The organism is Hymenobacter aerophilus DSM 13606 (assembly GCF_000382225.1).
Taxonomy (GTDB): Bacteria; Bacteroidota; Bacteroidia; order Cytophagales; family Hymenobacteraceae; genus Hymenobacter; species Hymenobacter aerophilus.
Map to the genome: position 1 here is coordinate 1 of NZ_KB907825.1, position 20,410 is coordinate 20,410.

The 20,410-nt window shown below is 53.6% G+C and carries 10 protein-coding genes and 1 pseudogene; 4 read left to right on the plus strand and 7 right to left on the minus strand.

Going from position 1 to position 20,410, the window contains the following annotated elements; all coding sequences use genetic code 11:
- The coding region (locus tag H145_RS25060; protein WP_026351559.1) for a transposase at positions 1-238 on the minus strand (238 nt) is incomplete at its 3' end.
- Positions 239-284: 46 nt separating this feature from the next.
- Between H145_RS25060 and H145_RS21630 the strand changes: the two genes are divergently transcribed.
- Positions 285-710, plus strand: a complete 426-nt coding sequence (locus tag H145_RS21630; RefSeq protein ID WP_019949100.1) for a recombinase family protein — start codon at positions 285-287, stop codon at positions 708-710.
- 113 nt (positions 711-823) lie between these two features.
- Here the strand turns inward: H145_RS21630 and H145_RS24245 are convergent, their stop codons facing one another.
- Positions 824-1,000 carry a transposase gene (locus H145_RS24245; RefSeq protein ID WP_157541659.1) on the minus strand — a complete coding sequence of 59 codons (177 nt, stop codon included), beginning with the start codon at positions 998-1,000 and terminating at the stop codon, positions 824-826.
- Between the two features lie 184 nt (positions 1,001-1,184).
- Between H145_RS24245 and H145_RS0115650 the strand changes: the two genes are divergently transcribed.
- Together H145_RS0115650 and H145_RS0115655 are read left to right on the plus strand one after the other, a co-directional pair.
- Entirely contained in the window at positions 1,185-2,777 is a 1,593-nt protein-coding gene (locus H145_RS0115650) for a VPA1262 family N-terminal domain-containing protein (RefSeq protein WP_157541661.1), read from the plus strand.
- Positions 2,765-4,225 carry a hypothetical protein gene (locus tag H145_RS0115655; protein WP_157541663.1) on the plus strand — a complete coding sequence of 487 codons (1,461 nt, stop codon included), beginning with the start codon at positions 2,765-2,767 and terminating at the stop codon, positions 4,223-4,225. Before H145_RS0115650 ends, H145_RS0115655 begins: the two co-directional genes overlap by 13 nt.
- 650 nt (positions 4,226-4,875) lie before the next feature.
- Here the strand turns inward: H145_RS0115655 and H145_RS24795 are convergent.
- The 5 genes and pseudogenes from H145_RS24795 to H145_RS0115670 all read right to left on the minus strand — a co-directional run bounded on the left by H145_RS24795 (position 4,876) and on the right by H145_RS0115670 (position 17,312).
- Positions 4,876-5,139, minus strand: a complete 264-nt coding sequence (locus H145_RS24795) for a recombinase family protein (protein ID WP_240471712.1) — start codon at positions 5,137-5,139, stop codon at positions 4,876-4,878.
- 67 nt (positions 5,140-5,206) lie between these two features.
- A pseudogene (locus tag H145_RS24800) lies at positions 5,207-5,452 on the minus strand (recombinase family protein); the annotation flags it as partial.
- A 934-nt stretch (positions 5,453-6,386) separates the two neighbouring features.
- Positions 6,387-11,642, minus strand: a complete 5,256-nt coding sequence (locus H145_RS0115665) for a trypsin-like peptidase domain-containing protein (protein WP_019949103.1) — start codon at positions 11,640-11,642, stop codon at positions 6,387-6,389.
- Positions 11,642-12,871 carry an MBL fold metallo-hydrolase gene (locus H145_RS23445; protein ID WP_083937811.1) on the minus strand — a complete coding sequence of 410 codons (1,230 nt, stop codon included), beginning with the start codon at positions 12,869-12,871 and terminating at the stop codon, positions 11,642-11,644. The genes H145_RS0115665 and H145_RS23445 overlap by 1 nt, the downstream gene beginning before the upstream one ends.
- Positions 12,872-13,334: 463 nt before the next feature.
- A complete protein-coding gene (locus H145_RS0115670) occupies positions 13,335-17,312 on the minus strand; it encodes a hypothetical protein (RefSeq protein ID WP_019949104.1) in 3,978 nt (1,325 codons plus the stop codon).
- Positions 17,313-17,723: 411 nt separating this feature from the next.
- On the opposite strand from H145_RS0115670, the gene H145_RS0115675 reads away from it, so the two are divergent.
- Positions 17,724-19,961, plus strand: coding sequence for a hypothetical protein (locus tag H145_RS0115675; RefSeq protein WP_019949105.1), 2,238 nt, complete (start codon positions 17,724-17,726; stop codon positions 19,959-19,961).
- Positions 19,962-20,410 lie beyond the last annotated feature (449 nt).

Consider the following 20,410-nt stretch of genomic DNA (forward strand, 5'->3'; position numbering starts at 1 on the left):
CCTTTTCCCACACGCCCTTGTCGCGCCAGCGGGCAAAGCGCACGTACACCCGGTGCCAGTGGCCAAACTGCGCCGGCAGGTCCCGCCAGGGAGCTCCCGTGCGGCCCAGCCAAAGCACCGCTTCGACAAATCCGCGCGTGTCGGCAGCGGTGACCCCGCAACTCCCGGCTTGCCCCGGTAACAAAGGAGATAACTCGGCCCACATCTTGTCCGTCAATAGCGTGCGGTCTGCATTCATAGTCGATCAACAACTCCGTAATTGAGAACAGTTCCTAGCGCGCAACGTGGCCTTTCTGGCCACGCTCATGGAGAGCCACGTGCGCTTCAAAGCCGTCGACCTGCCCGCGGCCGATGAGTTTACGCTCCACATCCTGGCCGCCGTGGCCCAGAAAGAGGCTACGGCTATTTCCACCCGGACCCGCGATGCGCTGGCGGCCAAGAAGGCGCGAGGCTTCCAGCTCGGCACGCCCGCCAATCTAACTCAGGTGTCACGTGATAAGGCGTTGGATTCCCTACAGCGCAATGCCCAGCAAAGCCTAGCCAACCGGCAGGCCGCACAGTTGGCGGGGCTGCTGCGGGCCAATGGAATGAGTTTGCGGGCTATTGCCGCCCGGCTTAATGAGTCGGGATATCGGACTAGAAGAGGCAAAACCTTTCATCCCATGGGCGTCCAGCGACTATTACCGGAGGCGGGTAGAGCCTTTTTCTGAGGGGCAGGTGTTGAGGCAGGCAGGCAGGTGCATTCACAACTAGCAGCTTCTGCTGCCACTCCGTCTTGAACTACCGTTGGTCCTATCTACTTGAACAGAACCTCAAAACTAGCCTAGCTTAGCGTACTGCCCGTTTTTATTGGACCACCCCAGTAGATGCGTTTAGGATCAATATTGAGGGCGCGAGCAGCGGCCTGCGTCGAGCGGCTTTGCTCGTCCAGGCGCAAGGCTTCGGCACGGAAGGCGGCATCGTAGCGCCGACGTTTGCTAGGTTGGGGGTTGTCTTTCATGACGTTGGAAAGATAAGACCCTATTCTGTCCAGATTTATCCGACCACCTCAGAGCTCCTTTCACAGACCTAGTTAGCTAGGGCAGGAGTTTCGTAAACAATGTCCTCACAGCGACTCCTTGAACGCGCTGAACTAGTAAATTGCCTCTTATATTCTTACCTACTGCCTCAAATATCTTCATTTCATGCCTAAACCATTGGTAGCATCTCCATTACAACAAGATTACGCTACTTTGACTGCTACGGGGAACATAGCTTTTTATGAGAGCTGCGAAGTGACGCAACTGTTTCTGTGTGACAAAGAGAAGAGAGTATACAATCTTTTTACGCTGGCCAGTTTCGAAGAGAAGCCATTCGTAGCTACAGACAAACAGTTTCTTACAGAAGGGATGCTGAGGGTGACTAACACGCTTAGCATTGGTATTCAGCGCTACTGGCTCACGTTGCCGGAAGCTTTAATTACGTTCGACACTTTATTGCATACAAACAAATGGGATTGCCAGGGAAACACTTCCCTAATACTCCCAACGCTTACGCCGCTGCCAAAGCAATTCATTCCTGCCAGTGATAGCAGCAGTGTCAGGGCCAATGCGGTACTTAAGAATAATTTCGATAATGGCGCCTATCTACTAGAGTTCTTTGATGAAAGTAAGGAGTACGTAGATTCCCTATTTGCTGTAGAAAATGTTGATACGCTTAATAAACTTGCCGCCCAAGTAAAGGCTATCTTGCCGATTGACTTGGCAGTAGCTAGGGACCGATTAGGAAATATCCTGTTCGAGTTCCCTATCCACCTGTTGGCTAGCACTTCTCAGGCTTTGAAGCAGTGGAACGGCGTCAATGTGCAGTTAGGCTGGCATTCTAAATTAACGTCGCTTCCCGATTGCTTACTTCAAGTAGAAGCTAAGCTAGACCACGTATACACTGGTAGTACCATCGACGTGTATGGGGGGCAAGCCAGTCAGCCTGTGATTATTGGAAATATCACGGGGCTGACAAACATCAAAATATGGCGAAAGAACCCCCTGCTGCTTCTGTCCGTGTTTGACGGAACCTACGTACGAGATATTGGTTTTGATATAGGAATTATAAATCATGAACCGCGGACTTTTCTCTCGCAAGGACAGAAGTACGAGGTGCAAGTGCAAAGTGCCGAGCGCGAGCGCTCCCTTCAAAGTCGTACCTATAACCAGCACGTTCAGAATGCACTTTATACGGCAGAGCGTGAAGCCCTAGCGCAGCAGTTAGCCTTTAAGCAATACTTTGTTGGGTCGAGAACAGAGGCGCTCACAGATTTGCGCACGCTGCTAAATCGGCATGGCAAGCGGGGAGCCTACCTATGGGACCCTTTTTTGACGGCGGCCGATATTTTAGCTACCTTATTTTTCTGCAGGTATGACGGCGTACCACTCCGAGCAATTGGTTCGGACAATAAGGCAACGAAAACAGTAAATAGCAACAAAGGAAAATCGCCCGCGGCTGTTATTCAAGGCGAGGCCGCAGTTTTTGCCAGTAATGTGCTCAGTAAAGTGAATCTGCTGCTTGAGTTTCGGTTGCAGCACGGTTCGTACGGGTATGCTTTTCATGACCGGTTTCTCATTTTTCCTGCGGGCAACGACGAGCGTCCGTTGGCTTATTCACTGGGTACGTCAGTAAATTCGGCAGGGACTAGTCATCATATCTTACAAGAAGTGAGCCATCCCCAACGCATCGTGGATGCCTTCACGCAGCTTTGGGACGCACTCGCTGACCCAGCCTGTTTAGTATGGAAAGCCTAATGAATCAGCCACGACCATTACGAGCGCAGTCCTGGCCCGCTCGGCCGAACCAACTAGAGAAGCTATTTGGCCAGTTGAAAAGCGTGCCAGTAGACCAGTTGCTGCAAGACCCAGAAGCTGGCTGGCATACCTGCAACTGCATCCGGGAAATGATAGTAAATTGGCGTTATTTTCGTACTGCGCCACCACGGCAGCTCTACTACCAGCAACTCACTTCGCAGGTAGCCTACATCTTTTGGCGCAAAGCCTTGGCTGCAGGGAGTCTTCGGTACACGATTTACCTATTACTATTAACCGCGTATTTAGAAATAAAGCCCGAAGAAATTCCTCGCTATCTCAAGGTGCCCCGGCAGAAAGCTTATAAGTTGGTGCATGTGGTGAGTAAAGTACTGTTAGCAACTAAATTCGACCTCAACGCGGCCTTCGATGCACCAGGCCACGAGCTGAGGCTGCTGCAAACGGGGCAGCAAGCAGTTGCGCGGTTGCAAGTAAAACAAGCTTACCAGCTACTTGATGCAATGGACAGGGGGGGACGGGGAGTGCGTATCCACTTTCCCATGAGTGCATTCATTCGGTTGCTATCTGTGCTTGACTATCAGCAATTTGTCAAGGTACTGCAGCAGCAACAGGATCCTTTTGCCCTGGCCATTTACCTGCGTGAACTGCCGACGGATATTCGGTACCGACTTGGAGCGGATGCGCGTGTTGACAACCCATGGGCTCTGTTTGAACTGCTACATAAATTGGTAGCTACAGAGATGCGAGCAGGACACTCGACTGTTGAGCAAGCTAGCGCCTTAGCCCTCCTGACGCGCCTGCGCAAACTGCACCCCGATTTCTTTCGGCAGGCGGTGAACTACTTCTATACCAGTCGACTAGTCAATATAGCCTTAGGCTACTTGCTAGCTACCTGGCCGATTACTGACGCAGTAGCATTGTTAAAGGCTAGTCTGCCCATTGACCGTTATAAAGTGATGATGCCGGCACGTACCGAATTGCTACTAGCCTATGACCAGCAAGCAGGAGCGCCGCAGGTATTACATTTTTTGACGGAGGTCTTTACTGCATGGGAAGCCTTTTTAGACCAGTTTCAACAAGATAAGACTATGCACCTGTCCGATGTGTTAGAGACAGACTATTGGATATATATTATTAATTATTACCGACTTAGTTATGACCAAAAGGCGTTAGCAAGGGAGTTGACGGCTGTTTTTACGCGCATCCAGTGGCTAAAGTCAGAGTGGCACGCAAGTAAGACAGCGTTTATCAAAACATTTTATTTGCACTATACTAAGCTCTACGCACTCTCGTTCGCTTACCAGCAACAGCAGAATACCGTTCCAGCAGTGCAGCAACTAGCAAACGATATTGAATCAGATATCGTGTTTGTTACAAGGAATATGCATGGCATAGACCACTTTGCAGAACTACTTTCTAACTTGCGCTAGGAGAGTTTGTGCTGAAACTGGGTAGTTAGGGTGGTCTATTAAAAAGGGACAGCGAATTCAAGATAAGCTGGTTTAGAAGTCGCTTTCATTGGTGAGGCGGGCAGTATCCAAGAGCGGAGCGGCTAAGGTTGACTTGGAAATAGGTGTTCAGGAGTAGGCTATCTCCAGACGGGCCTCTTCTAGGGTAATAAGCGCGGCTCCTTTTACGCACTCAGCAACTATCCTAGACTGCTGCTGAATTATTTAGGGATTTCAGCAACCACCCATGGGCATTCATTGGATGGGTTTAAAGAGGCTATTTTTAGCGCGTGGAGGCCCTGTTTTCGCGGCTTTTTGGACGGCCCTTACTGGCGTAATTACTCTGCTGTGATTTTATGCTTGGAACTCATGGCCCCCCTGGACAAGGCCGTGAGTGCAACATGAGGTGGTGGTCTAGCTGAAACGAACAGTATGAAGTCTTACCTTCCACTGCCCATGACTGAAAAACTAAATCCTGGCGGATTGCCCGCCACCCGCAAGAAATACACGCCCGCTTTTAAGGCCGAATGCGTGCGCCAAGCAGCAGCCGGGACCCGGTGAGGTGGTCTAATTCAGCTGGACAGGATAGGTCGGTATCGAGCGCGGAACCCGACAAGCGGAATTGTCTTGCCTTATTGCACGTCTGAGCTGCGCAATTCTACCTGGCGGCGGTAGCGCTTGACGCTGGACTCACTCACACCCGTGGCAGCCACGGTCTGGTGCACCGACATACCGGCAGTCAGGCAGGCCTGCACCTTGGCCAGCTTGCCCGCGTCCACGCCCGGGCGACGGCCCAGATGCTTGCCCTGTGCTTTGGCTAGGGCGATGCCTGCCGTAGCCCGCTCGCGGATGCTCTCGCGGTCGTACTCGGCCAGGGCGGCGAAGATGCCCAGCACCAGCCGGCCGGCCGGCCGGCGTAGCCGTATCGATGCCCAGGTCTAGGGCGACGAAGCGTACCTGGCGCTCGTGCAGCTCGGCTACCAGCTGCATGATGTGGGCACTGCTACGGCCCAACCGGTTCAGGCGAGCCACGGTCACCGTATCGCCGGCCCGCAAGGTGGCCAGCAGTTCGGTGAGCACGGGCCGCTGAATGGTGGCGCCGCTGATCTTTTCCTGAAACACCCGGTCGCCGCCGGCGGCCGTGAGCTGGTCGAGTTGGGTATCGAGGTGCTGGTCTTTGGCCGAGACGCGGGCGCAACCGAAGTTCATGGCAAATGCGTCAACAAGGTGGGGCCACGAAGATAGATGGCTGGCCCCACTTTCTGGCCCCTCATTCTCGGGAATAGCTGCTACTGATTGGTGGGGACCAGGAAGGTGTATCTTCTTGAATCCGCAGTTGCTAGGCGTTGGCACAGTCGTGTTCAGGTAGTGGGACCGGCCAGCTTGAAGCCGATTAGATCGGCAACAATCACTGCGCCGAAAAATACCTCGGTGTAGGACCAGTCGGCTTTAAGAGCGTGTTTGGGAATTGAGCAGGGCAAATGAAAACGAGTCAGTTAAGGGTTGGTAGCCATCAACCATAATGCCTGTGGAAGCCTAGGAGCTCCCCGCGCAACTTACTGACTGGTTTCTAATTATGCACTAGTGAAATTCCCAAACACGCTCTAAGAGTATATACTATTTCTAATGCTCCGGGTGTGGGTTCGGAAAAGCAGTCGGCATAAGTTTGGACGTCACCCGAAAAATCACTCTGGAAAAAGCGTTCGAAAACCCCCGCCCAAACCTGACTGCTAAAACGCCGTTTTCGGGGCCGGAAAGGCTGGTGCTAGAGATGTTTGAGAAATAGTAGCTTTTCTTATCTATGTGCTTAGCCCAATGGGAGTCGAGTGGGTTAGTAAGTGTAGAAGTTTATTCTGTAGTCGAAATACTGCCCGCTTCTTCTGACAGTAAATCTTCATCTGCTCGGGACGCGAAAGAATCCACTGACATGGCTGTTGCTCGCGCCATTTCATTTATTGTAAGCAGGTTATATCGCTGATTGGGAGCCACTCGAATAGCCCCTAGGCTTTCAATGGTTCCGTCAGCCTCTGGACTGATATGGATACGGCCGTTCATTGCCATCTCCCTTAGAATATTAAAGCGCCGCTCGAAGACTGCTCGGGTGTAGGGCGCTGGACGAGGGGTTATGTGCATGGGTGGAGCATTAATCTGGGCGAAGGATGTCTACAAGTTCATTCCAGCCCCGCTGATCGGCCCGGCGCATTACAGCCTGATTTAGAGCGTAGGTTAACCGGGCTTGGAAAGGCAACAAAAAGGGCTTATTAGGCATAAAGCTCCGTTGCACGTAGTGATCAGCTTCCCACACTTCCGATATGGTAAGAGGATGGCACAGACTAGCTAATGTTGACAAAAGCTCTTGACAAAACTCCTTGTTAAGCCAACGCCTGTCATTAAGCTCTTCCAGTTCATACTGGATAAAGGACAAGTATTCTTCATCCAGAGCCACTTCGGCTGTTGAAATTCGTCCGGATAACAATCCGCTGGCAGGTACGGTGTTCTGAATTTGTTGTAGCAATGACCGGGCCTCAGGCACAACTTTTAGAACTGTTTCCAGTGTCTGCTGTACATCGTGCTGAATCAGTAAGTGACGAATGTGTTTTACTCGTCCGGTCAAATCGATTTCCTGCGCAACAACATTCCACAGTGTCAGTGGATGAACTCGGGCAATGTGAGGCAGCAGAGAAGCCGCTGCTTCATGCCAAGCACCCGTATAGTGTGGAGCAAGGGATACGTCCAGCAAACCACTTATAACCAGTGATGGTAGTTGAGCTGCCAAGCGAATCAAGGTAATCGCAGAAACTTGCCTCCATTCAGCGTTTGGGTGGACCAAATGCCAAATTAGCAGCTTTACCATCTGCTCCTCGGTGCTAAGCTTCTGCTCGGCAGGCTTTGCCAACCACGCGTATTTGTGCAAAGCGGCCGCGGCTGGTTGCGTTACAGCTTGCAGATGGTCGGTTACTGCTTCTGCTAGTTGCTGCTGCTCCACTTCGCCGAGCCGGGGTGCGGACCATTCCAACAGCTTTTGCGCAACGTTCCATTCAGTTGAATGGGCAATAGGCTGGCGCAGGGCGCGAAGCAGGCCGGGGGTGGTCTCGGTGTATTCCACTGTTTTAGCCATCAATTGCCCCATCTCCCGACTCAGGTTCTCCGCCCACCAGATGCTCCATCCTTCCTGCCACAGCGTCGTAGCGTACTCTCCAAGCATCTGGCCAGCTCGCTGCTGGTCGCCCATCTCGGCTTCTTCAGCCGCGACCCTCAGCTGTCCTTCAATATCACGATAACGGTCGGGACGCCCCATGCCAGGCCATCCAGTTATTTGCTCTTCGTCCGCCAGCCGTTGTTGAGGCTGTGGAGCAGGGGTGCGTTTTATCATGTTCTGCCAACCGGGGTTTACAGCCAAGGCGGTTTCTATCCGTTGGTGCGCTTCGTTGTTAAGGACCTTACCGAAAGCCGGAAGATATTCCTTTAACTCTCGTTCCGTAAAGCGGCCTGCCCGCAGGCCAGCTACCCATTCGCATTGTAGCGCTACTGTATCAGTTGGATGCTCCGCTAATAGGTGGTTAAACGCCTCTCCTTGCAACTTTCCATATTCCCGAGCGAAACGCCACGTATCCTCACTACGACTAAATACTTGAGCGCAAGCCCAGCTTATGCGAGGGTCCACCTTGGGCAGGTTGCCAAGCAGTTCAGCCAGCGCGGATGCTTCAACCAGACTGCGTGCTCCCAACGTATATCCATCTCCAGGCTGCACGGCATCCGTAACCAGCGACAAGACGTTGGCGCGCACAGTGTCTGGGGCTGGAAGGGTTTCAAATTGATAATAGCCAATAGCCAGGTCAATCCGCCCCTGCTGCGCCAATGCTCCCACCAGTTGAGCTTTGGTGTCGCGCACGTAACGCTGAAAGGTCATTTCACCCGCTGCTGCATCTACCAGCGCGGCGAGGGTAGGCACAACCTGGGAAGCTGCGGGCAGGTGGCGTACGACTGCTGGTGCCAATGCAAACTGATCTTCTTTGTACCAGGCTGGGCCCATCGACGTGGCCAGTAATTCATCGTAGCTGGCCAAGCTTCGAGCCTGATTACCATTATCGGCATAATGCTCAATCAGCTCCAGCAACGCTCCCGTGCGTTCCCAACGATTGTGCACCCCAGCCAGCACGTGCAGCCGCAAAGATTCAAGCACTTGGTAGCGAGCCCGCCGAAAACTAATATCACGCCGCAGTACCTGTGCTACTCGGAAATAACTCTCGCGGAATCCTTCTGTGTATAAACCGGCCTGATCACCCGCTCGGCGCGTCAGCGTACCTACCCACCGGGACACTTCTGCCGGATAAAAAGTTATGTAGATGCCAGCGAGTAGTTCATATGCAACCGGAAATATTGCTTCTGGCAGGGCATAGCTCCGCTCCCATTGACTGCGATTCGCCAGAGTCAGATTGAGTGATGCATCAGCGGCCTGTACTTGTGACAATAGTTCTCCGTACCGGGTGGCCTGGTTTTCAGCCCGCAACTGTAGTAATTGGCCGCGCAAGTAACCTAAGTGTGTGATCAAGCTGGCGACAAATTCCTCCCATGCTTCAGCTCCGGGAAAGGGTCGAGGCAACGATTTATATCCCTCCCCAATTGAACTGGTATAGCCGATCAAGAGCGCCCGCTGCACAATTAAACTTAAGTAGTTCGGCTGAAGGTCCACGCCGTTGGCAGCTCGCAAGGCCGGTATTGCCAACAGCTCAAGACAATCGGGGGCTAGTTCCTGTACTACTTGTGGATCGCCATCTTGCTCCATCAGCAAGAACAGAATACGTGATAAATCCTGCTCTAAATAGCCGTGTTTTTTGGTCAGAAGCGTCACGTCCTGCACGACGTCACGGAGCTTCGAGGGCAAAGGCTGTCTGGAGTTACCCGTTTGAAAATCTAACGCGGTCTGGGCAATAGCAGCCCATTTTCCGGCATCGGCCGGTCGCAAAACGCGGCCAAATTCGGGGTGCTCTTCGTAAAAACGAATAGGCAAAGCGTAATAATCAAAAGCCCAGAGAATAAAGCCGCCGTGGTAGCTCATGATCCGGTCCTTCATCACCTGGATAGCTTGATAACCCTGGCTGTCGTCGGGAAAGTCTTCTTGTATTTGGGTGAGCATGTGAATGCCCCCCGTAAAGACATCAATTGAAGCTTTGGTATCCTCATAAGCGAACAAGGTGTTGCTGCTATAGAAAAGCTTCAATACTTCCCAAGATAAGCTGCCTTCGCGCATTTCCTCGTCTAGCAGGCGTGAGGCCCGGCGTCGCAAATAGCTCAATAAATAAGCTCCTTCTCGCTCAGCCTCCACTTCATAAAATCGCTGAACCAGCAGCAATGCGTCATTTTCCGTCACTTGGAGAATGTCGCCTCGCAACAGGTAATTAAGCGCGGCGTCGGGTTGACCAAGCGCTAGCAGCGCAGTCGCCAATACGGCGGCATAGGACCCCATCAGGTCATTGTATCTGAACGCCATCCGCACATGCAGCAGATGCAATCGCACTACCTGCGTTAAATCGCTGGCCTCAATGGCTATTTGTTTGGCTAAACGTACATCGTCGAGCAAGGTGTCGGGAGCCACGTGCTGACGGGCGCAGTCGTCGGCCCACCCTTGCGTGCATGATTGTGTGGCTCGTGCGGGAGTGGAAGAATAAACCCAATGGTACACTTGGTTAACGATGGCGTACGGCCAGGCTGGGTTCGCCTCAATGTACCTGCAGATGGTGTCCTGCACTTGCCGCAGTCGCTGGGTAGCGTTCTCACGCACGAATTGAGCGAAGGAAGCGTGGTAGAGGGATACCTGAACGGTATTTTTTAGCAAGTATGCCACTTTAGGCAATGCTGCTTCAAACTCTTGCTGGGCAAACTCTGGCAGCAGGTAGTAGAGCTCGCTACGCGACACTGGCCCACGCAGCGCTGCTATAGTCAACACTAATTGAAGTTGGGCTGGATTCGCTGCCAGCACAGGCCAGATGCGTTCATAGTAATGCTGAATTTCGCCACCTATTGGGGGAATGTCAGCTAACCAGTCTGCATTATCTTCCCCTTTGGCATGACGTAGTTCTACCTGCCGGATTAGGTATTGCAGATACAGAGGATGGCCTTCTGAGCGTTCGGCCAGCAAGGCGGTTTGGCTGGCTGGCAACTGTGGCAAGCGCTTGTGCAAATACTCCTCACAGTGCTGCGCTGGCAGCGGAGTAACGTTTACAATTCGGGTAGGGAATAACTGCGTGCGAATAGGCGCGGAGAGTACTTCCAGGCCTGTCGCCGACAACACAATGGCCAGCCCCGAGGGCAACGTGAGGGGCAATACCCCCAAAAACTCATGCCGTTGTGGCTCTGGAACGGTTTCGTCCAACCCATCAATGACGAGCACGACTGTCTTTTGCTGTTGCTGGAAGTGCCACCCTAGCTGAGCAAGTCGACCATGACACCTGCGCAGCTGTTCTTCGAATGACTGGTCTGGTTCTGGAGCTGGCGCACGTTCGCCCGTCATCAAGATGCTGGTCGTATCATTGAGCCATTGCAACAACCGTTCCCGCCCTGCCGCCAGGCTCGGGAGCAACGCGCTGCCGGCACGGCTTAGGTAGTAACGGCCACCAACAACAAACGCCTGTCGCTCGGCCGGCTCCAGTGTGGCGACGAGCGTGGTTTTGCCCGAGCCAGGTGAACCGATCAGTGCGTGCCAGCCGGTGCTCGCTTCAGTTAGCGTAGCGCGTAGTTCATTTACAACCGCCTGGTTAGGCAGCAAGTCTTCCTCCTCTGGCAGAGGTTGATCCGTTGCGGTATCTTCGTGCACAGACAACCCCAGTTCACGTAGCATATCTGCCACTGGGGCTAATAGCATGGCCCCAATGTCTTGTTCGAGCTGCACGCGAATGAGTCCGCATACCTGATCGTCAACAACTAGTGGGCTGCCCGACAGGCCCGTCAGGTTGTCTCCAGCATTGCCGCCTTCTACCGCCAGTGTCAGGGGCCAGTCGACTTGAAGATTCTTTTGCAGCACCCGCCCACGGTATGGCCGTCCCGTAAGCGCGTGTGGTTGCGGGAAACCGCTGGTTTCCCATCGTGCCCCTACCCGTGGCTCTACCGTTGAAAGCGGCAATGGCTCAACATTGCTTGGCGCGCTCTCTAGTTCAACAATGGCCAAGTCATAAGCTGCCAGTTCAGGCGATGCGATGACCCGCCCAGCCGTGCTATACGCTTTCTCGGCGTAGCGAAACTCTACTTGGATGCTGGTGGCCTGCTCTACTACGTGATTGGCTGTTAGCAAGCGAGTGGAGGTAATCAAAAAGCCGGTACCCTGTCGTTCATCGTCAGGGGTGCTGACTACAAGACAAGCCAAAGCACGCTGAAGCTGAGCTGGATAGAGAATAGATTCCATTAAGCAGTAAGGATTAGGGGTTGGTCTGGATCAAGCACGGTGATTGTGTAATGATATGTCTGCTGCCAATCTATTCGGTTAAATTGAGCAATGGAAGGAGTAAGATAATTGCAGCAAAGCTTCCTTATTTGTCCTGGTCGGGTTAGGGGCCTAGTAACTATCCAAGCCAAGGTTGCCAAGTCGGGATGATGGTGGCGTCCCCCATCGGTAGAGATTAGGTAGCAATCCGAATCAGTTGCCTGTAACAGGGTGGGACTGTTGTTTGAGAAGCTGCCATGGTGCGAGAGTTTGATTGCCGCAAACCACCAGGGCTTGTCTTGATGTCCACCGTAAGCCTGGGTTAGCTCTGCTAACACAACCGACGGATGAGCATCGCCAAGTAGCAGTAGACGCAATTCTTGCATTTCCAGCACGAAAGCCAGGGAACTGCCATTGATGGGGGACTTATCCTCCGTAAAAGCCGCTCGTAGGTATGCCTGCGGAGAAGCAGGTGCTACAGCTGCAATGGGTCGGGGGCCCGTGGAGGGTAGCCAGCGTTCTGTTTGTTGCCAGAATTCATATGCTTGCTCCATGAGTGGACTACTCTCCTGACGCTCTCTTACTCCCATTTTGGCTAGTTCAGTCTCCCAACGGCTAGCCAGCTTGGCCAATCCAGCAACTGTAGGAGAGACCAGCCGGCAGGACAGACCAGGAGCGAGTTGGGCGGCAAACGGTACCACGAGCGGCCCTTCATTAACCGACGTATTCCACGCGTACCCATACTTGACTAGTTGAGCGCTCAAGCTAGTGCCCTGCTGAGCATTGAGCAATCGTGGACCGGTATCAGCAGCACCTATCCTACCTACAAGCTGGCGGTTAATTAGACTCCGCAAAATGGTTTCATCTGTCCGAGTACTAGGTATAGTTTGACCATTGGACGGACGTAGATGCCGGTAGCCGTTATGCCAGACCTGGTTAATGTAAATCACTTGGGGAGATCCGGCCGACTGATTTTCTGGAAACAACCCTTTGTAAGCCCCTTCTATATGGTCAGCATCTATATGAGTAATAATACAATAATCAAGCGTTCGTCCTTGGCGCGCCCATTGCAGCAACCGTGGTTTTAGATATTCGGTGTAGGTAGACTTATACCCGGTGTCCACCAGCAGCCTAACTCCAGTGCTGTATTGCAAAAGCAGGCAATCTCCGTTGCGAGCGGGTAGCAAGTAAATTTCAATAAATGTAGACATTCAATGGTCTCATGTAAGGTACCTGTCATTGATCCTAGTAAACTGTTTTGCGGGCTGCAGGTGATTGATACCCCCCGGGTTCGCCTGGAGGGCGGCCTGATTCTAATGGCCCGTTGTCACGACCGAGATGTTTACTACATACCCGGCGGTAAGCGCAAAGCAGGTGAAACGATACGCTGGCGCTGATGCGTGAGATAGGGGAGAAGCTCAATGTGGCGCTCCTGCCGTAAACGGCCCAGTTTATTAGCGAGTTTACGGCCTCAGCTGACCAGAAGCCCGCCGATGTATTGGTGCGATTGCGCTGCTATTAGGGCTAACACCAAAGGCAGCTGGCACCCGCCGCGGAAATAGCCGATATGGCGTGGGTCCAATATGTGGACCGAGCGAAAGCATCGGCCGTGGCGCAACTTGTTTTCGACCATCTCTACCGGAACAGCAGCTTGAGGTGATGATCAATCCCCCATTATATTTCTGTCGCCTGGGTAGGGGCAGTATTCAGAAGTGACTCCAGCAAGGTGACCAGTTGTTCTTCCTCGACGCTGCTGTCATGGTTCAGACAGCGAGTTACGCACTGAGTTAGGGAAGTATAGTTCTCGGCATTTACCCTTGGCTGCAGCCAACGTAAATCTGTTTCCACCCGAAGCCAGGTTACTGTTTCTACCTGGCTTAGCCATGCTCGTTCTGAGGAAGAGGCATCTGCCAACCGCCGCCGGTACTCTAAGAGCTTCCACAAGGCCTGTAGCGTGCCGATCAGGCGTTCATTTTCTTCCGGTTCTACCATCACCTGGGCCTCAATTCCAAGTAAGGGTTGCACGTCCGCTGGAGTTGCTGCCTTTGGCTGCGGTAGTTGCCAATCTGCCGGGGTAGCTGCTTCCTCCCCCTCGTTGAGGGCCTTGAGCCACCTGAAGACCTCCTTGTTGCAGCGAAGACCTCTGCCTGCCTCTCGGTTAACTACGGGCACTAGCAGAAAATAATCCGCCCGGGTTTCGCTCAGCTCGACCAGTGAAACCAGCAGCGGCAACAGGTGCTCTTGATTCGTAAAATCAACACCCTCTACACCTATAACGGCAGTTTTCAATGTTCCCTCCTGGCTCAAATAGGTTGGCAGATGCATCTGGACGGGCAGGACCTGCTCGCTGGCTCGCAGGATGGCGTGCACCTCAGCCAAACTGGTTTGCTTGTCGGCCTCATTCCACTGAAGGATGCGTTCGCGCACGCCGTATACTTTAGCGCCGGCCAGTACCTCTTGGCAATGCACGTAAAACCGTACACTGTCCAGCAAGCGCGGATACCAACTCGTTTCCTCTTGCTCCAACGCGGCCAGTTCGAAGTAATCGTGCCGGGCACTTATGGTTCGTTGCGCGGCCTGCATGGCCGGCAGTTGCTGAACGGTGTTGGTTAAGTTGTAGGTGGCTAAGTTCCGGCTGTTGCTATTACTAGGAACCACCAAGCCACTGAACTGACCCACAAAATTGCGCAACGAAGCCAGCCATTCCTCCACAGCCCGTTCCACCGTGGCATAATCACCGACCAACGAACCGAACTTATTTGCCGGCAGCTTAGGCCGGCGCTGCCGGTGCGCCTCCAGTTGCTCGCTTTGTGTGACGATGGCTTCGATGGCGGCCTTATCCCGGCCGCTTTGCTGCTCAAGTCTAATTTCGAGAAACCGAACGAAGCGCTTGGCGAGTTCCAGCGCAAGTTGTCGCAAGGACAGCAGGTGTTTCTGCCATTCGTAAACCGATTTGGCCCGATACAGGTGCAGAATGGTGTCGGCCCACAGCCGGTTGATGCGCGCGGCCCGGGGTATGAGCAGAATGTCGGCCGTCATCCGTTTTTTGGCATTCATCAGGGCCACGGTGTAGAGATAAGCCGGGCGGATTGGAAAGAGAACGGCGTTGCTGCGGTAATGTGCGTAACCCGGCAGAAAAGTCGCCAGCACCTGCAGGCGTTCCACGCTTAGGTCATTCCCGCGGTCACCCTCACTGAATTCCAGCAGGTATTCCGCCACTAGGTCCTGGTCTTCCTCCCGCAACGTGGGCGTGTCGGTCTGTTGTTTGAGGTAAGCCAGCAGCACCGCTTTGTGCTGCGTTGTAAAATCCTGGGCCGTTGCTGGGTCAGCCATCCATAGGTAGGTGAACAGTTCTTGGGTTTCGGCCAGCGGTTTGGTACGCAGTGCGAGCAGCAGGGCCGGCTCCTCACAACCCGATAGTAGGGGCAAGGGCAAATTCAGGCGGTGCAGCCAGTCGCTCAGCCGGCCCAGTCCCAGATAGCTCGGTTTACTAACGGCCAAAGGCGCTTGAGCGTGTAGCAGGGAGGCAAACAGCAGGAGTTCGGATTCTGCCCACACCAGCGGGGCCAGTTTATGAGAGCGTTCCAGCAAATGGCGCAGGCCTTCCCCAAGTCCGTCTATGCTGCTTAGACTGCTCAAGACATCGGGTTTGGCAAAGGGAATCGTTTCGTACACGAACAATTCCAGGCCTCCGCCCGCAACCACCTCAGCTATTACGGCCTGGTTTTGCTGCCAGTAGTGCAGGGCCTCCCCGCACAGCAAGCCGTCCAGGGCGGCCGTCATATCCAAGAACGTTCGCGGGGCCAGAAGCGGGGCCAGTTGTTCATACAATTGGCGCCGGTCAGGAGCCACCAGCAAACCTGGCAGGCCGGCGAAAAACTCGTGGGTTTGCTCCGGAGTAAGCAGCCGGCATACCCCGGCCAGCGTGTCGGCCAGGGGCAGTACCTGGTGCAGCAAGTCCGCCAGATGCCGCGACCTTACTGGATGCAACCCTTCCACGCGGCTCGTACCGAAGCGCAAAAAGTACTCCCGCTCCAGTTGATTAAGTACTTCGCCTCGATCGGAGTCGAAGCCCACGGTATCGGCCACGTAGCGCACCAGCCAGCCCGTATCAAGCCGAATGGCCAAGCAGTCGGCCACGGCCACTAGCCGTAGGATTTCCAGCTTGGCCGCGGCGTTGCGCGATTCCCGGTTCAGCTCTCGTAGCTGCCCGGCCAACCTTTCGCGCAGCAGCTCCCCCTGGGTGAGCAGGTACACGTACTCAATCAGCAGTTGGCGCTCGGCCACGGCCTCCCAGGCGGGTTGCCAGGGGTTAGTGTGGTCGGCCAGCAGGTTGCGCCGGCTTAGTTCATGGTGAATGCGCTCGGCCTCGTCCCGCCCCAGCGTCACTTCGACGACGTGCACCGGCACCATGGCACCATTCGAGCCGAAGCGGTACCAGTCTTCTTCGCGGGAGGTAATAAGAAATCGGACGGGCAAATCCGCTACCCGCTCCACCACCGCGGCCCACTCGCTCACGTGGGAACCCAATCCGTCAATCACGACCAAGGGCTGCTCGCCCACCCGCACCCAGGCCCGTATGTGTTCCACGATGGCGTTGGCCATTTCAGGTCGGCCGCAGTGCCGGACTTCATACACTTGGCCGCCGCGCTGCTGCTGCGCGTAGCCGGCTTGCCAGGCCAGGGTGGATTTTCCCTGCCCGCTGGACGATCGAACGACCACGACGGCGTGAGCCGCTAGCCCCGCTTCGATGCGCGCCTCCCAGTCCGTTCGCCGCACCGGCAAATGGTCGGCAATGTGGTGAGGCCGGGCTGCCTGGCCTGCAAAGTAGGCGGTGGCCGACCGTTGCGCTTCAACCCCGTAGCCCACGCGCTCCAGCCAGTTGTGCCGCAGGGCCTCGTTGAGAGGGGCGGCAGAATAGCTGTCTTTCACGCCTTGAATGCTTTCGGCCAGGTGGCGGTAGGTGACCGTTACCCGCTGCCGCGACCAGTCGAAGGCGTGGTAGAAAACGGCCTTCAGGTACTGTTCCTCACTGCGGGCATGTATGTCAAAGTTGGCCAGTAAGGCTTGCACGCACCGCTCGTGCAGCTGCGCCTCAGTGACGTACTCCCAGCGCAGCCGCCGCAAAAAGTCAGCGGACTGCTCGCGGCTGAGGGTCTTATCAAACGCTTGCAGCTTGGCGCCCCAATGCGCTAGGGCCGCGGGTTCGCCCTGCACCAGCGGCTGCAAGGCGGGGGCCAAGCGCATGTTATGCACCAGGGTAAACGTGGCCGTTGGTGCCCCTTTGTATACTTCCAGAAAGTTCTGCAGAACTCCCATATCCCAGAAGCGAGCGGGGGCCAGATCGTTCACGGACGTTTTCAGTTGCACGTACTCCGTTTGCCCAATAACGAGCACGTTGTGCAAGTCCACGTCCTCTAGGCCCTCCAACTGAATGGCAACTGGGCTGCCGGGTTGCAGCAGGCTGAGCATTCGTTCGCAGGCGTAGAGTAACTGGAAGCTGATGCCCCGCAGGTTCACAACGCCACCCACCCGGCGAGCCGCCAGGTCCTCAATATAGCTGCTTAAGTTGCTTGGTAGGGTTGCCGCTACTTCCGGTTGCGCCTGAGTTAGTTTGGTAGCAGGACAACGCGATTTTTCACTTTTGGGCATGGCAGCTAGAAATGGGGCAGCTAGTATAGCGGTTTCGCGAACGGTGTATCCAGCCGGGTGTAGAGACGCATCTTTGCGTCTCAGCGTTGAACGACGACGTTGCAGCGGCGCGGACGAGTAGACGCAAAGATGCGTCTCTACATCCTAGGTCTACGGTTCGCGAAACTGCTATAGTTAGTGCGAAATGATAGAAAGCAAATAATATTTACTGATATAACTAAGACTTATCACACCTTATCCATATGAAATAGCCTGTTAGGATTTAAAAGACATTGTTAAATGCCAAAGAGTGTGAGTTACGACTCAAAGAGGAGAATTAATTGCTCAAACAGTATGCACACATGTCACAATAAGCAACCGTAATCATTACTAGCGGCGAGGAAACTTGTATGTTGCCTGCTATAACCAACTATGATGAATCAATACCAGTTGACTGCCCAGGTACGTCACTTGCGCTACGTATGCTTTGTTAGCAGCAATTACTCCTACGAAGGTTTATTCTTGCTGCTGCTGAACTGTCAACAATACTGGGGAGGGAGGTATACACCCATCATCCCGGTTCAAGATAATGTTATTCCGGCTGGCTACGCGGCGCTGCTATCTCATTACGACCCTGACTACGTGCTGTATTCGGCTGGCGTAGATGTAGAACTTATAAAGCAACTGCGCTGCTTTAACCCGGTTGGTTATTTTGAGCTAGACGATCAAGGCCAAAGCCGGGAATGGCATGGCGTTTACGCTTTTCACTTACTCTCGGAAGTCGATCCAGCTACCCCAGTACTGGTGGCCGCGGGAATCAGCAACTTTGAGAACCCGTTGCTTGATTTCTATAAACTCAACTATGGTCTAGTGACGTCGAGTTATGTCGGTGATAACGAGATAACTCGACATCGACCTACTCTGGAGGTAACAGCCGAAAACTTCGCCGCCCTTAACCAACTTATTCATCACCAAAAACCCGTACTGCGTTCACAGCTGGCCCGCCGAAACCTGCATAATGTTATTCTGCGGACCCTCACTTCTCATGCGAGCAATCTTACGGAATTGGTCGTGGCTAGGGATAAGCAATCCCTCGAGGACTTGCTTTACTTTTGGAACCGACAGCTTTTTGAGTGCCGGAACGTGCTGTACTGCACCTTGGAGGAGTTGACCAGCTTGGGTCAGGATCAATTCTTCGGCGGCGTACTCCACGACTTGAGCAGTTGGGACCTTCCCATTGAGGTAGTATCCTTTTCCCTCAGTGAAGAGGAAGTAAATGACCTGTTGGTGAGTGTGCTCCGGCCCATTGCCTTTCAGCGTCAATTTCGTTATTGTGCCATCCCGGAGTTTCCGTTTGCCGTTCAGGATGCCGCGGGCCACCGGATGCACAAGAGCAACGAGCAGCCTCTTACACAGACGCTAATTACAGAAAGTGGCTTACTAAGGCTTCCTACACCCAGCTTTTCGAACAAACTCAGCTTTTATTCGCAGTATTGGACCGTAGATTTGGAAATAACCCAGCGTACAGCCGAGCACCGGAACCGGCTCATGTTTCCCCTCACCACTGAAATAGGCTTCGTTGTCAAGAGCTTTACCGGTCGGGTACGCCTAGGACGCGAGATATCCATTGTTGTACCGAGCCAGGGCAGCGAGTCGGTCGATGCCACCATTGAACTACCCACGTTCCCGCAGCTGCTGCGCCAACTTGTTGCCCTGCCGGTGCGGCATGGCCAATTGACGCATTCCAGATTCCCGGACCAGGGGCCACATGACAGTAGCAACCGGCTAGCCGCTTTCATCAGCATTTTCAATCAGGATTTTACGTTGGTTGAAGATTTCTTTGATGATAAATTCTGGGTCGATACATTCGAAAAGCTCTGCATCAGTGAGGCGCTGGCCGGCGATGCCGTCCTCTTTGAAGACCTTGTTGCTGCATGCCGAACCGTGCTACCGCAGCGGGGAGTTGTATTAGGAGACCGTGACGCTACATTTCAGAACGAGGAAAATCTAAGACTAGGTCTTAAGCGAACGGTGCAGGAGTTGTGCGGTTACGGCGCACTATTACCCGGATTCAAATTGAAGTGCACACATTGTTCCTCCATTTTTTGGTATCCGCTTAAAGGTGCGGCAGAGGCAGTACAGTGCAATGGCTGCCTCCGCGAATTTGCCTTTCCAGTAGAGCAGCCGTTTGCCTACAAGCTCAACAACGTGATCAAAAACAACATGTTCCAGTCACGTAGTATGCGCGATGGAAACCTAACCGTCATACGCACGCTGGCCAGCCTGCACAGGCGTGCCCGCAAGTCTTTCGGCTACAGCCCGCAAGTCAATTTATTCGACGACCTTCACTCGAACAGGCCCAGCTCGGAGCTGGATATTGCCGCAATTGTAGATGGCCAGTTTATCATTGGCGAGGCGAAGCACAACAGTGCGGCCTTCTCTGCTGATAACAATAAGTCATTACGTGGCTTAGTTGATGTCGCCAAAGAAATTTACCCGGACCAAATCATTCTGGCTTGCTATGAAGATCAGCACGGCAAACTAGCTAGGGCCGAACGGGCACTGATACACTTATTTAACCGGTGGGAGTACCAGCCCACCATCTCCACCTTGTTGATACACGAGCCCAGCTACTTTAACTTAACGGGATACCGGTACTTTTTGCACTAACTCCAAGTAGTTATACCTCCGAAGTGTTGGTGTCTGGTGCTACTTCTTTAGCCGCTACTTCCATGAAATAATTAAGTAGCAAAGTCATCCCGGAATCCATCTGAGTTTCATCAATTCCATGGTCGGCATCAAATTCGCCACTGATAGACATCTCGATTTCCAAAATCCACCATTTGCCTATTTTCTTCAGTAGGTGATGGTCCTTTCTCAATAACTCTAGGTTCGCGTCGATGGCGTCGTCAATCAGCAGAAGGACCGGGTTATGGACAATTAGATTCCTCTGCTGCCGTATGTCCTGGAGGTCTTTTACGTCATCCTCGAAGTAAACCTCATGTCAAAGGACCACGTGGCTAGGTCCCGTATAGACTAGTTGGACATTTTCTAAACGGAGGGTTATAAAGGGTTCACAAAGGGTTCATTACAACAGGAAAGAGCCGGGCAACAGCTTG

Coding starts and splice junctions, on each gene's coding strand:
- H145_RS24245 (WP_157541659.1), bottom strand. CDS start 1,000: ATGAAAGACAACCCCCAACCTAGCAAACGTCGGCGCTACGATGCCGCC.
- H145_RS0115650 (WP_157541661.1), top strand. CDS start 1,185: ATGCCTAAACCATTGGTAGCATCTCCATTACAACAAGATTACGCTACT.
- H145_RS0115655 (WP_157541663.1), top strand. CDS start 2,765: ATGGAAAGCCTAATGAATCAGCCACGACCATTACGAGCGCAGTCCTGG.
- H145_RS0115665 (WP_019949103.1), bottom strand. CDS start 11,642: ATGGAATCTATTCTCTATCCAGCTCAGCTTCAGCGTGCTTTGGCTTGT.
- H145_RS23445 (WP_083937811.1), bottom strand. CDS start 12,871: ATGTCTACATTTATTGAAATTTACTTGCTACCCGCTCGCAACGGAGAT.
- H145_RS0115670 (WP_019949104.1), bottom strand. CDS start 17,312: ATGCCCAAAAGTGAAAAATCGCGTTGTCCTGCTACCAAACTAACTCAG.
- H145_RS0115675 (WP_019949105.1), top strand. CDS start 17,724: ATGATGAATCAATACCAGTTGACTGCCCAGGTACGTCACTTGCGCTAC.